The organism is Streptomyces tanashiensis (genome assembly GCF_014648895.1).
In the GTDB taxonomy this organism is placed as follows: Bacteria; Actinomycetota; Actinomycetes; order Streptomycetales; family Streptomycetaceae; genus Streptomyces; species Streptomyces tanashiensis.
In genome coordinates this window covers 215,342-227,763 of record NZ_BMRZ01000006.1, presented here as the reverse complement: position 1 = coordinate 227,763, position 12,422 = coordinate 215,342, and the positions used below count along the sequence as shown (strand labels likewise).

Annotated in this window: 11 protein-coding genes; 8 read left to right on the top strand and 3 right to left on the bottom strand. The window is 72.2% G+C overall.

Going from position 1 to position 12,422, the window contains the following annotated elements:
• Positions 1 to 58: 58 nt before the first annotated feature.
• The 6 genes from IE237_RS20895 to IE237_RS20870 all read left to right on the top strand — a co-directional run bounded on the left by IE237_RS20895 (position 59) and on the right by IE237_RS20870 (position 7,109).
• The gene (locus IE237_RS20895; protein WP_189803565.1) at positions 59 to 1,600 is read left to right on the top strand and encodes a UL36 very large tegument protein; all 1,542 of its coding nucleotides are present in this window, start codon (positions 59 to 61) and stop codon (positions 1,598 to 1,600) included.
• A gap of 263 nt (positions 1,601 to 1,863) precedes the next feature.
• On the top strand, positions 1,864 to 2,706 hold the full coding sequence (locus IE237_RS20890) for a nitrilase-related carbon-nitrogen hydrolase (protein ID WP_189803564.1): 843 nt from the start codon (positions 1,864 to 1,866) through the stop codon (positions 2,704 to 2,706).
• Positions 2,703 to 3,983, top strand: a complete 1,281-nt coding sequence (locus tag IE237_RS20885; protein ID WP_189803563.1) for an aspartate aminotransferase family protein — start codon at positions 2,703 to 2,705, stop codon at positions 3,981 to 3,983. Before IE237_RS20890 ends, IE237_RS20885 begins: the two co-directional genes overlap by 4 nt.
• A 19-nt stretch (positions 3,984 to 4,002) precedes the next feature.
• Positions 4,003 to 5,406 carry a dihydropyrimidinase gene (gene hydA, locus IE237_RS20880; protein ID WP_189803562.1) on the top strand — a complete coding sequence of 468 codons (1,404 nt, stop codon included), beginning with the start codon at positions 4,003 to 4,005 and terminating at the stop codon, positions 5,404 to 5,406.
• 10 nt (positions 5,407 to 5,416) lie between these two features.
• Positions 5,417 to 6,418 carry a TIGR03842 family LLM class F420-dependent oxidoreductase gene (locus IE237_RS20875; RefSeq protein ID WP_189803561.1) on the top strand — a complete coding sequence of 334 codons (1,002 nt, stop codon included), beginning with the start codon at positions 5,417 to 5,419 and terminating at the stop codon, positions 6,416 to 6,418.
• Positions 6,419 to 6,470: 52 nt separating this feature from the next.
• Positions 6,471 to 7,109, top strand: coding sequence for a LysE family translocator (locus tag IE237_RS20870; RefSeq protein WP_189803560.1), 639 nt, complete (start codon positions 6,471 to 6,473; stop codon positions 7,107 to 7,109).
• Here IE237_RS20870 and IE237_RS20865 read toward each other — a convergent pair.
• Positions 7,106 to 7,642 carry an SMI1/KNR4 family protein gene (locus tag IE237_RS20865; RefSeq protein WP_229842792.1) on the bottom strand — a complete coding sequence of 179 codons (537 nt, stop codon included), beginning with the start codon at positions 7,640 to 7,642 and terminating at the stop codon, positions 7,106 to 7,108. The two genes, IE237_RS20870 and IE237_RS20865, sit on opposite strands and share 4 nt — an antisense overlap.
• A gap of 260 nt (positions 7,643 to 7,902) precedes the next feature.
• Between IE237_RS20865 and IE237_RS20860 the strand changes: the two genes are divergently transcribed.
• Positions 7,903 to 9,444, top strand: coding sequence for an NCS1 family nucleobase:cation symporter-1 (locus IE237_RS20860; RefSeq protein ID WP_189803559.1), 1,542 nt, complete (start codon positions 7,903 to 7,905; stop codon positions 9,442 to 9,444).
• Here the strand turns inward: IE237_RS20860 and IE237_RS20855 are convergent.
• A complete protein-coding gene (locus IE237_RS20855) occupies positions 9,398 to 10,210 on the bottom strand; it encodes a serine protease (protein ID WP_229842791.1) in 813 nt (270 codons plus the stop codon). The two genes, IE237_RS20860 and IE237_RS20855, sit on opposite strands and share 47 nt — an antisense overlap.
• 125 nt (positions 10,211 to 10,335) lie before the next feature.
• A complete protein-coding gene (lplAB, locus tag IE237_RS20850) occupies positions 10,336 to 11,403 on the bottom strand; it encodes a lipoate-protein ligase LplAB (RefSeq protein WP_189803558.1) in 1,068 nt (355 codons plus the stop codon).
• 113 nt (positions 11,404 to 11,516) lie between these two features.
• Here lplAB and IE237_RS20845 point away from each other — a divergent pair, with 113 nt between their 5' ends.
• Complete coding sequence (locus IE237_RS20845) at positions 11,517 to 12,353, top strand: inositol monophosphatase family protein (protein WP_189803557.1); 837 nt, start codon at positions 11,517 to 11,519, stop codon at positions 12,351 to 12,353.
• Positions 12,354 to 12,422 lie beyond the last annotated feature (69 nt).

Below are 12,422 nucleotides of genomic sequence, written 5' to 3'. Positions count from 1 at the left end.
CGGTCCAATACCCGCGGACCGGAAGGTTCCAGTCGACGGCGGGGCAGGTGCGGATCGCATGACGGTGTATCAACTCCCGGTGGAAGTAGCCACGTTCAGGCACTGGCTGACGGAGCTCGTCAGGCGTGTCCGGCCGGACGGCGGCTGGTACGGGGTCTTCGCCGCGCGCGATCCGGAGGGCCTGCGCGCCTGCTTCGACGGGATCGAGATCCTGCCCTGGGACGTCGTCGAGTCCCTCCTCCAGGACGCCGGGGAGACCGCCGACGGGCCGTTCGCCGCTCGGGGGCGAGCGCTGTACGCGGCGGCCGCCGCGGCCCATGACCGCCGCCCCGGTGGGGCGGCGGCCCTCGCCGAACGCCGGGACCTGATGGAGGGCGAACGCCGCTACGCCGAGTCCCGCACCCGCGAACTGGGCGAACGGCTCAGGGCGGCCCCGGACCCGGCGGAGGCGTCCCGCCTGGAGCGCGACCTCGCCTGGACCCGCGACGACCACGCCCGGGCCACGTCCCGCGTCAGGGAACTGACGGGCCGGCTGGCCCGGCTGGGAGCGGGACCGCCCGGCACGTCGGCCCGCGGCGCCGGGACCCCGACGGGAGGCGCCGCCCCGACGCGGCCCGAACCACCGGCGCGCACCGCGGCCCCGGTAGCCGCGACTCCCGCTTCCGCGTACACCGCGACCCCGGTCGCGGGCCGGCCCGCACCGCCTGTGCGCACCGCGGCCCCGGTCGTCGGCCAGTCCGCTCCCGCGCACACCGCGACCCAGAACGCCGTCCCGCCCGCGCCACCGGCGCGCACCGCGCCCCCGGTAGCCGTGGCGCCCGCTCCCGCGCCCACCGCGCCCCCGATCGGCCGGCCCGCCCCCGCCCCCGCGGCCGGAGCGTCCGTGGGCGGCGCCGTGCCCGCCAAGGTCAAGCGGCGCCCCCGGGGCGCCCGGTACGCCTGGCTGGAGGAGAGCGTCGACGAGCCGGCGCCGCTGCCCGCGCTGCCGACCGGGGGAGCGGCGCCCCGAGGCGCCCGGTTCGGCGGCGTCGAACCCGTCGTCGCCGAGGTCCCCGTGGCGGACCCCGCCGAGGCCGACCGTGCCGCGGCCAACGCGGTCTACGCCCTCCGGCGCCTCCGCGCCCAGGGCCGCAGCGGCGAGGCCCACGCCCTGCTCTGCGAGGCGCTCGGCGGGCCGCCCGCCCGGCTGCCCGCCCTCGCTGCGGAGCTGCACCGGGCCGGGCTCGGTGCCGACTGGTCCACCCTGCTCTGGGAGGCCGCCTCTCTGCCGCCCGGCCGGCTCGCCGCCGTCGCGGGCGTCCTCGCCGACGCGGGCCGGACGGCCGACTGCGAGCAGCTGCTGCGGCAGGGCGTGGCCCGCCCGGTCGAGGAGCTCGCCGGGGCGTGCGCCGCGCTGCACGCCGAGGACCACCACCGCGAGGCCCATGCCCTGCTCACTGCCTTCGTCCGGGTCCGTGCCCCCGAGGACGCCGCCCGGCTCGCGGGTGCCGACCCGCACGGGCTCGTCCCTCAACTGCTCGCCGCGGCGCGCGCGGTGTCCGCGTCCCGGGAGCGCGACCTGCTCCACGCCCTGAGGGTGGCGGGCCTGGCCGGGGCGTGAGGGGCGGGGCCCTCGGTCCCGCCGCCCCGGGCCGGGAAGGAGACGGCGGCCGGGGTCCTCTCCGCGCGAGTCGGGACGGGTCCGCACGGGTCCGTACGTGTCGGTACGTGTCCGACGTGGACCACTCGGGTATGAAACATGATCGACCCGGCCGCTTCAGGGCCGCGGTCTTGCTCCGGGGTGTGACGGGGCTTACGTTCTCCTCCTACGCATCGCGTCTACGTGCGTAGAGGCTCTCTGACGCCGTGCCGAAGGAGCAGCTCATGACCGACGTCGTACGCGCCGCGCTCGTCCAGGCGACCTGGACCGGCGACACCGAATCCATGATCGCCAAACACGAGGAGTACGCCCGGGAGGCCGCCCGGCAGGGCGCCAAGGTGATCGGCTTCCAGGAGGTGTTCAACGCTCCCTACTTCTGTCAGGTCCAGGAGCCCGAGCACTACCGCTGGGCCGAGCCCGTCCCCGACGGCCCGACCGTCCGCCGGATGCAGGACCTCGCCCGCGAGACCGGCATGGTGATCGTCGTCCCCGTCTTCGAGATCGAGGACTCCGGCTTCTACTACAACACCGCGGCGGTCGTCGACGCCGACGGCTCCTACCTCGGCAAGTACCGCAAGCACCACATCCCGCAGGTCAGGGGCTTCTGGGAGAAGTACTACTTCCGCCCGGGGAACGCCGGCTGGCCGGTCTTCGACACCGCCGTCGGCAAGGTCGGCGTCTATATCTGCTACGACCGTCACTTCCCGGAAGGCTGGCGCCAACTCGGTCTCAACGGAGCCCAGTTGGTCTACAACCCGTCCGCCACCTCGCGCGGACTCTCGTCCTACCTCTGGCAGCTGGAACAGCCCGCCGCCGCCGTCGCCAACGAGTACTTCGTCGCCGCCATCAACCGGGTCGGCCAGGAGGAGTACGGCGACAACGACTTCTACGGCACCAGCTACTTCGTCGACCCGCGCGGCCGGTTCGTCGGCGAGGTCGCCTCCGACAAGACCGAGGAGCTCGTCGTCCGCGACCTCGACTTCGGCCTCATCGACGAGGTCCGGCAGCAGTGGGCCTTCTACCGCGACCGCCGCCCCGACGCGTACGACGGGCTGGTGCAGCCGTGAGCAGCCTCTACGACCGGCACAAGGCCGTCATCCCGGACTGGGTCGCCCTCTACTACCGCGACCCCCTGGAGATCACCCACGGTGAGGGCCGCCACGTCTGGGACGCCGACGGGCGCAGGTACCTCGACTTCTTCGGCGGCATCCTCACCACCATGACCGCCCACGCCCTGCCCGAGGTCACCAAGGCCGTCGCCGAGCAGGCCGGGCGGATCATCCACTCCTCGACGCTCTACCTCAACCGCCCCATGGTGGAGCTCGCCGAGCGCGTCGCCGGCCTCTCCGGCATCCCCGACGCCCGGGTCTTCTTCACCACCTCCGGGACCGAGGCCAACGACACGGCCCTCCTCCTCGCCACCGCGTACCGCCGCACGAACCAGATCCTGGCGATGCGCAACAGCTACCACGGCCGCTCCTTCTCCACGGTCGGCATCACCGGCAACCGCACCTGGTCGCCCACCGGCCTCTCCCCGCTCCAGACCCTGTACGTGCACGGCGGCGTCCGCACCCGCGGCCCCTACGCCGAGTACTCCGACGAGCGGTTCATCGAGGCCTGCGTCGCCGACCTCGAGGACCTCCTCGGCCACACCCGGGACGTCGCCGCCCTCATCGCCGAACCGATCCAGGGCGTCGGCGGCTTCACCTCCCCGCCCGACGGTCTCTACGCCGCCTTCCGGCGCGTCCTCGACCGGCACGGGATCCTCTGGATCTCCGACGAGGTGCAGACAGGCTGGGGCCGGACCGGCGAGCACTTCTGGGGCTGGCAGGCCCACGGCCAGGCCGGACCGCCCGACATCCTCACCTTCGCCAAGGGCATCGGCAACGGCATGTCGGTCGGCGGGGTCGTCGCCCGCGCCGAGATCATGAACTGCCTCGACGCCAACTCCATCTCCACCTTCGGCGGCTCACCCGTCACCATGGCCGCGGGCCTCGCCAACCTCGCGTACCTCCTGGAGAACGACCTCCAGGGCAACGCCCGCCGCGTCGGCGGCCTCCTCATCGAACGCGTCCGGGCGGCCGCCGCGGGCGTCGAGGCGGTACGGGAGGTCCGCGGCCGCGGCCTGATGATCGGCATCGAGCTCACCGAGCCGGGCACCGACCGCCCGAACCCGGACGCGGCCGGCGCCGTCCTGGAGGCCGCCCGCGAGAACGGCCTGCTCATCGGCAAGGGCGGCGGCCACAACACCAGCACCCTGCGCATCGCCCCGCCGCTCTCGCTCACCGTCGCCGAGGCCGAGGAAGGCGCCGCGATCCTCGAACAGGCCCTCCGAAACCTCTAGTTCGCAGGGGAGAAGTCCCGTGAGCACCCGCACCCTCATCCGCGGCGGTCTCGTCGTCACCGCCGCCGACGAAGTCCACGCCGACGTGCTGATCGAGGACGGCCGCGTCGTCGCCCTCGCCGCCCACGGCTCGGACGTGGCGGCCGGCTGGACCGCCGACCGGACCATCGACGCCACCGACCGCTACGTGCTGCCCGGCGGCGTCGACGCCCACACCCACATGGAACTGCCCTTCGGCGGCACCTTCGCCTCCGACACCTTCGAGACCGGCACCCGCGCCGCCGCCTGGGGCGGCACCACCACCATCGTCGACTTCGCCGTCCAGAGCGTCGGCCACAGCCTCCGCGAAGGGCTCGACGCCTGGTACGCCAAGGCCGACGGCAACTGCGCCATCGACTACGCCTTCCACATGATCCTCTCCGACGTCAACGAGCACACGCTCAAGGAGATGGACCGGCTCGTCCAGGAGGGCATCACCTCCTTCAAGCTCTTCATGGCCTACCCCGGCGTCTTCTACAGCGACGACGGCCGGATCCTGCGCGCCATGCAGCGCTCCGCCGACAACGGCGGGCTGATCATGATGCACGCCGAGAACGGCATCGCCATCGACGTCCTCGTCGAGCAGGCCCTCGCCCGCGGCGAGACCGACCCCCGCTTCCACGGCGAGGTCCGCAAGGCCCTCCTGGAGGCCGAGGCCACCCACCGCGCGATCCAGCTCTCCCGGGTCGCCGGAGCCCCGCTCTACGTCGTCCACGTCTCCGCCGAGGAGGCCGTCGCCGAGATCGCCGCCGCCCGTGACAAGGGGCTGCCCGTCTTCGGCGAGACCTGTCCCCAGTACCTCTTCCTCTCCACCGACAACCTCGCGGAGCCGGACTTCGAGGGCGCCAAGTACGTGTGCAGCACTCCGCTGCGGCCCAAGGAGCACCAGGCGGCCCTGTGGCGGGGGCTGCGGACGAACGACCTCCAGGTCGTCTCCACCGACCACTGCCCCTTCTGCTTCGTGGGCCAGAAGGACCTCGGCCGCGGCGACTTCTCCAAGATCCCCAACGGCCTGCCGGGGGTGGAGAACCGCATGGACCTCCTCCACCAGGCCGTCGTCGACGGGCACATCAGCCGCCGCCGCTGGATCGAGATCGCCTGCGCCACCCCGGCCCGGATGTTCGGCCTCTACCCGCAGAAGGGCACGATCGCGCCCGGTTCCGACGCGGACATCGTCATCTACGACCCGCACGCCCGCCAGACGATCTCCGCGGCCACCCACCACATGAACGTCGACTACTCCGCGTACGAGGGGAAGACGGTCACCGGCCAGGTCGAGACGGTCCTCTCGCGCGGCGAACCCGTCATCGACCAGCGGAAGTTCACCGGCCGCGCCGGACACGGCGCCTTCACCCCCCGCTCCACCTGCCAGTACCTGAACTAGGAGAACGACGTTGGACTTCGGACTCGTCCTGCAGACCGACCCGCCCGCCTCAGAGGTCGTCGGGCTGATGCGCCGGGCGGAGCGCAACGGATTCCGCTACGGCTGGACCTTCGACTCCGCCGTGCTCTGGCAGGAACCCTTCGTCATCTACAGCCGCATCCTCGAACACACCACCAAGCTCCACGTCGGCCCGATGGTCACCAACCCGGGCACCCGCACCTGGGAGGTGACCGCCTCCACCTTCGCCACCCTCAACGACATGTACGGCAACCGGACCGTCTGCGGCATCGGGCGGGGCGACTCCGCCATGCGCGTCGCCGGCCGCAGGCCCAACACCCTGGCCCGCCTCGGCGAGGCCATCGACGTCATCCGCGACCTCGCGGAGGGCCGCGAGGCGACCGTCGACGGCAGTCCGATCCACATCCCGTGGATCAAGAACGGCAAGCTGCCCGTCTGGATGGCGGCGTACGGACCCAAGGCGCTCGCGCTCGCCGGGCAGAAGGCCGACGGCTTCATCCTCCAGCTCGCCGACCCCTTCCTCACCGAGTGGATGGTCAAGGCCGTCCGCCAGGCCGCCGCCGACGCCGGCCGCGACCCCGACGCCCTGACCGTCTGCGTCGCCGCCCCCGCGTACGTGGGGGACGACCTGGCCCACGCCCGGGACCAGTGCCGCTGGTTCGGCGGGATGGTCGGCAACCACGTCGCCGACCTCGTCGCCAAGTACGGCGAACACTCCGACATGGTCCCGGAGGAGCTCACCGCCTACATCAAGGACCGGCACGGCTACGACTACAGCCACCACGGCCGCGCCGGGAACCCCGACACCGAGTTCGTCCCCGACGAGATCGTCGACCGCTTCTGCCTGCTGGGCCCCGCCGAGGCCCACATCGAGAAGCTCCGCCACCTCAAGAGCCTGGGCGTCGACCAGTTCGCCGTCTACAACATGCACGACAACCGCGAGGGGACGATCGACGCGTACGGCTCCGACATCATCCCCGCCGTCAACGGCTAGTTCCGGGCCGGAAAGGGCTGCGGACGCGCACCTCTCCCTGTTTCATGGGGTCATGGTGTCCACCGACCGACTGCTGGCCTTCGCGGCCATGTCCTTCCTGCTGATCGTCATACCCGGCCCCAGCGTGCTGTTCGTGATCGGACGGGCCCTGGCCCAGGGGCGCCGCGCCGCGCTGACCACGGTCGCGGGGAACTCGCTCGGGGCCTATGTGCTCGTCGTGGCCGTGGCGCTCGGGGTCGGGGCCGTCGTCGAGCGCTCGGTCCTCGTCTTCACGGCGCTGAAGCTCGTGGGAGCCGCGTACCTGGTCTATCTCGGGGTCAAGGCGGTGCGGCAGCGTCGTTCGCTGCAGGCCGCGTTCACCGGCGACGGACCGGAGCACGGCAGTCTGCGCACCCTGTGGGAGGGGTTCGCGGTCGGCGTGGCGAACCCGAAGACGATCGTGTTCTTCGCCGCCGTGCTGCCCCAGTTCGTCGACCGCGACCAGGGGCACGTGACCCTGCAGATGCTCGTCCTCGGCCTCGTCTTCAACGTCGTCGCGGTGGCCTCGGACAGCGTGTGGGGTCTGGTCGCGGCCACCACCCGGAACTGGTTCGCCGGCTCGCCCCGGCGGCTCGCCATGGTCGGCGGCGTCGGCGGGCTGACGATGATCGGCCTCGGGGTGACGGTCGCGGCGACGGGCCGCACGGACTAGCGTGCCGGGTGCTGGGGAAGGAACTCGTAGGTCGGGCCGTCGGGCGCCCGGTCGCGGGCGCACAGCGTCACGTCCCTGCCCTTGAGATACGCCAGCAACCACGCGCCGAACGTCATGTCGTACAGAGTCCACGACGGGCTGTCCATCTCCTGGACCAGGACGCGCCAGGGCGACGAGGGCTCCTCGGGGACTCGGAGGAAGATCATCTCCCCCGTCGTGGCCGTCGCCACCGGCAGCAGTTCACCGGGGTTCGTCCCTGCCGGATCCGGCAGGAACTCGGCCATGTCCTCCTCGCGCCAGAACTCCAGATCCTGCCTGATCATCGTTCCCAGATCGTGCAGAAGACGAGGGGCGGGGTGCTGCAGATACAACTGCCCGTTGATCACGACCGAACCGTAGGCGTCGACGATCTCGCGGAAGTCGGCGGGGAACTGGACGCCGAGCTCCCGCTCCAGTGCGGTCCACGGCGCCGGGTCCGCCCAGTTGAACCGGGATTCGCCCAGCAGGGCCCGTATCGCCGAAAGCGTTGCCACCTCTGAGCCCCCTACGGTCCTTCGAGCCGCATTCCGGTCGGATCACGGCAGGGGGGATTGTTCATCACGCGGAGCGCGCCCTGTCAAACGCCCACGCAATACGGACATGAACGCCCGCGCCGTGGAGGGAGCCCGCTGAACAGGTGATCGGGCCGTTCCGCCTCCTTGACGCCCCTGCCCCGCGGGACAAGACTCCGCACGGTCAAGAACCCCACGCCCCGCACGGCCTCGTTCCGTCCCCCGAACGAAGGGTTCCGTCCATGACCACAACCGCGTCCTCCGGCAGACCCGGCCCCTCCGGCCCCGGTGCCGGCCCCGTCGAGCTCACGCCCGGCACGGCCCCCGCCGACCCCCGCTTCGTCAACGACGACCTGCTCCCCGTCCCCGTGGCCGAGCGACGCTGGACCACGTACAACTTCGCCGCCCTCTGGGTCGGCATGGCCCACAACATCCCCTCATGGATGCTCGCCTCCGGTCTCGTCGCCCTCGGCATGGACTGGAAGCAGGCCGTCCTCACCATCGCCCTGGCCAATGTCGTCGTCCTCGTGCCGATGCTGCTCACCGGGCACGCCGGACCGAAGTACGGCATTCCCTTCCCCGTCCTCGCCCGTGCCTCCTTCGGGCTCCGCGGGGCGAACCTGCCCGCTCTCGTCCGCGCCGGCGTCGCCTGCGCCTGGTTCGGCATCCAGACCTGGATCGGCGGCCAGGGCGTCTTCGTGCTGCTCGACAAGGTCTTCGGCGGCGGCTGGGCGGAGGCGTCGAGGATCGGCGGACAGCCCTGGACCCTGTGGCTCTGCTTCGTCCTCTTCTGGGCGCTCGAACTCGCCGTCATCCACCGGGGAATGGAGGCCCTGCGCCGCTTCGAGAACTGGGCCGCGCCCTTCGTGATCGTCGGCGCGCTCGCCCTCCTCGTGTGGATCACGGTGAAGGCCGGCGGCCTCGGTCCGCTCCTCGACCAGCCGTCGAAGCTGGGCTGGGGCGCCGACTTCTGGCCCGTCTTCTTCCCCGCCCTCATGGGCATGATCGCCTTCTGGGCGACCCTGAGCCTCAACATCCCGGACTTCACCCGTTTCGGCGCGGGCCAGCGCTCACAAGTCCTGGGGCAGACCCTCGGGTTGCCCACCACCATGACCCTGTTCGCGCTGCTGTCGGTGCTCGTCACCTCCGGCTCGCAGGCCGTGTACGGGGCACCCGTCTGGGACCCGGTGGCGCTCGCCGCGAAGACCGACAACGTCTTCGGTCTGCTCTTCGCCCTGGTCACCGTGCTCGTCGCCACCCTGTCGGTGAACCTCGCGGCGAACGTGGTCTCCCCGGCGTACGACCTCGCCAACCTCGCCCCGCGGCTGGTGAACTTCCGCACGGGCGCGCTGATCACCGGCGTCGTCGGTGTCCTCATCATGCCGTGGAAGCTCACCGCCACCCCGGAGCTGTACATCTTCACCTGGCTCGGCCTGGTCGGCGGCCTCCTCGGCACGGTCGCCGGCATCCTCATCGCCGACTACTGGCTCGTCCGCCGCACCGTCCTCGACCTCGAAGGCCTCTACCGGGCCGACGGCCCCTACTGGTACCGGGGAGGCTGGAACCCGGTGGCCGTCCTCGCCTTCCTGGTCGGCGGCGTCCTCGCGGTCGGCGGTTCCCACTCGGCGCCGGGGACCGGCCCGTTCCCCGAGGACGGGCTGATCCCCTTCCTGAAGCCCCTCGCCGACTACGGCTGGGCCGTCGGCCTCGCCGCCGCGCTCCTCATCCACACCGTCCTCATGAGGCGCGGGGCAGCCGCCCGGCCGTCCTCCCGATCCAGCTGAGGTAGGACCAGACCCGGGTGTTCACGGCGGGGGTGTCGGTCGCGCACCCCTTCCCGTACGAGACGAGACCCACCAGGTACGGCGTCCCCGCGATCGTGTGGACCAGGGGGCCGCCCGAGTCGTACTGACAGGTGTCCCGCCCCGGCGCGTACGTGCAGAGCTGGGCGGCGGTGACCTGGGACATGCCCCGGGCCCCGCACGTCGGGTTGCTCATGGTGCCGAGGACCACGGTCCGCAGGACGTCGGAGGTACGGCCCCCGAACGAGGTGGCGCCCCAGCCGGGGGCCTCGACCTGCGTGTGGTCGAAGGTGCCGTGGGCGTACCGGGCGGGCAGGGCGACCGGCCGCACGTCACGGCCGGACACCACCGGCTCGGCCAGCCGGACCAGCGCGATGTCGTCGCGCTGGGTGGCCGGGTCGTAGTCCGGGTGCGGGAGGAAGGAGGCCGGGGTCGCGAGCACGGCGTTCGGGCTGTCGTCCCCGCGCGTCAGGTCGTGGTCGCCGAGGAGCACCCCCACGCGCGCGGTGTCGCTGTACGAGCCGGTCAGACAGTGCGCGGCGGTGAGCACGTACCGGTCGCCGACCAGCGCCCCGCCGCACATCACCCGCCGCTCGGCCAGGTCCACGAGCCCCACCATGAACGGGTACTGATGGGGCCGCGCCTCCTGACCACCGACGACCGCGGACGCGGGTGGTGCGATGCCGAGGGGACACACCCCCATCACCGCTCCCGCGACCGCCGCCATGAGCTTCCTCGCCCGTCCCACCTGATCTCCGTACCGTCGACGCCGTGTTCTCGGGGCCGGCGGTGTGCGGAGACGTTTCCGCACGTCCGTCACGGCCCGCGTGGGCATCAACGAACGGGGCGGTGAGCGGTCACCCTCGCCGGGGGCTACGGCACGCGGGACGTCCATTCCGCCGTGCCGAACTTGGTCTCCGCCAGCTCCTTCGCACGGGTCAGTTCCTCCTCGGTGAGGATGCCCTCCGTGAGGCCGTAGCGGTTCCGGAAGGACGCGATCATCCGCTCGATCACCGCCTCGCGCGGGAGGCCGGTCTGGCGGCGGAGGGGGTCCACGCGCTTCTTCGCGCTCTTCGTGCCCTTGTCGGAGAGCTTCTCCCGGCCGATCCGCAGCACCTCGGTCATCTTGTCCGCGTCGATGTCGTACGCCATCGTCACGTGGTGCAGGACCGCGCCCTCACCGGCCACGAGCCGCTTCTGCGCCGCCCCCGCGATCTTGCCCGCGTCCGTGGCGATGTCGTTGAGCGGCTGGTACCAGGCCCGGACGCCCATGTCGCCGAGCGCGCCGAGCACCCAGTCGTCGAGGTAGGCGTAGCTGTCGGTGAAGGACAGCCCCTGGACCAGGGCGTCGGGGACCGAGAGCGAGTACGTGATCGTGTTGCCCGGCTCGATGAACATGGCCCCGCCGCCGCTGATCCGGCGCACCACCTGGATGCCGTGCCGCTCCGCCGCCTCCGGGTCCACCTCGTTGCGCAGGGACTGGAAGCTGCCGATCACCACCGCCGGGGCGCCCCACTCCCAGACCCGCAGGGTCGGCGGGCGCCGGCCGGCCGCCACCTCGGCCGTCAGGACCTCGTCGAGCGCCATGTGCAGCGCGGGGGACTGCGGCGGCTCGTGGATCAGCTGCCAGTCGTAGTCGGTCCAGTCCGTGGCGTGGGCGAGGGCGCGCCGGACCGCGACCCCGACACCCTCCGACGTCAGGCCGAACATGTGCGTGCCCGGCGGGAGCGCCGCGTCGATCCGCGCGGCGAGCCCCGGGGCGTCCGTGTCGGCCGGAGCGCCTTCGAGGGCCCCGTCGATCGCCAGGATCGCCTCGTCCGGTTCCAGGAAGAAGTCGCCCGCGACCCGGACGTTCCGCAGGACCCCGTCCTCGGTGTCGAGGTCGACGACCACCAGCTTTCCGCCGGGGACCTTGTACTCGCCGTGGTACGCGCCGTGCACGGGAACCCTCCCTGCATGTAAGGGGTGAACTCGGCCAAAGGGTACTCCCCGGGGAAACAGCGGGTGACAAGTGCGGCATTCCGGTTGTCAGCCCCCCGTGCTTAGCTGGAGGCATGATCGAAGACTTCCTTGAGCACGTCCTCGGCGGCCGTACGACCGAGGTCGAGGAGGCCGTCCGCAAGGCGGCCGCCGCCGAGATCATGCCGCGCTTCCGGCAGCTCGCGGCCGACGACATCGTCGAGAAGAACGGGCCGCACGACCTGGTCACCGTCGCCGACCGGGCCGCCGAGGCCCATCTCACCGCGTCCCTCACCGCCCTGCTGCCCGGCTCCGTGGTCGTCGGCGAGGAGGCCGTCCACGCCGACCCCGCCGTGTACGCGGCGCTGCGCGGCGACGCCCCCGTCTGGATCGTCGACCCCGTCGACGGCACCCGCCAGTTCGTCCACGGCGACCCCGCCTTCTGCACCCTCGTCGCCCTCGCCCACCACGGCGAGATCCTGGCCTCCTGGACCTTCGCCCCCGCCCTGGAGGAGTTCGCCGTCGCCGTGCGCGGGCACGGCGCCACGCTCAACGGGCAGCCGATACGGTCCGGTTCGCCGGCGCCCGGCGCGGCCCTCGAGGTCGCCACATCGCACCCCGACTACACCACCCCGGACCAGAAGCGGGCGCTGCTCGGTCTGACCGTCGAGGGCGTCCACCCGCGCCCCTGCGGCTCCGCCGGTCTCGAGTACCTCGCCGTGGCGCGCGGAGCGCTCGACGGCACCGCGTTCAGCTGGGAGTACGCGTGGGACCACGCCGCCGGACTCCTCCTGGTCGCCGAGGCGGGCGGCGCGACCACCACGATCGCGGGGGAGCCCTTCCGGATCGCCGGGGGGAACGCGCTGCCGTTCACGACCGCCCGTGACGCGGCGACCGCCGAGCGGATCCGGACGCTCCTCGGGGGCGCGTGAGGCGCCGTTCGCCACCCGCCTATCCTGGGAGCCCTGGCATCGGCCGACGAAGGAGTCCGAAGGTGACGA

Bases quoted from the DNA above. Each gene is read 5' to 3' on its own strand.
- IE237_RS20870 (WP_189803560.1), top strand. From the start codon at position 6,471: ATGGTGTCCACCGACCGACTGCTGGCCTTCGCGGCCATGTCCTTCCTG.
- IE237_RS20860 (WP_189803559.1), top strand. From the start codon at position 7,903: ATGACCACAACCGCGTCCTCCGGCAGACCCGGCCCCTCCGGCCCCGGT.
- IE237_RS20890 (WP_189803564.1), top strand. From the start codon at position 1,864: ATGACCGACGTCGTACGCGCCGCGCTCGTCCAGGCGACCTGGACCGGC.
- IE237_RS20845 (WP_189803557.1), top strand. From the start codon at position 11,517: ATGATCGAAGACTTCCTTGAGCACGTCCTCGGCGGCCGTACGACCGAG.
- IE237_RS20895 (WP_189803565.1), top strand. From the start codon at position 59: ATGACGGTGTATCAACTCCCGGTGGAAGTAGCCACGTTCAGGCACTGG.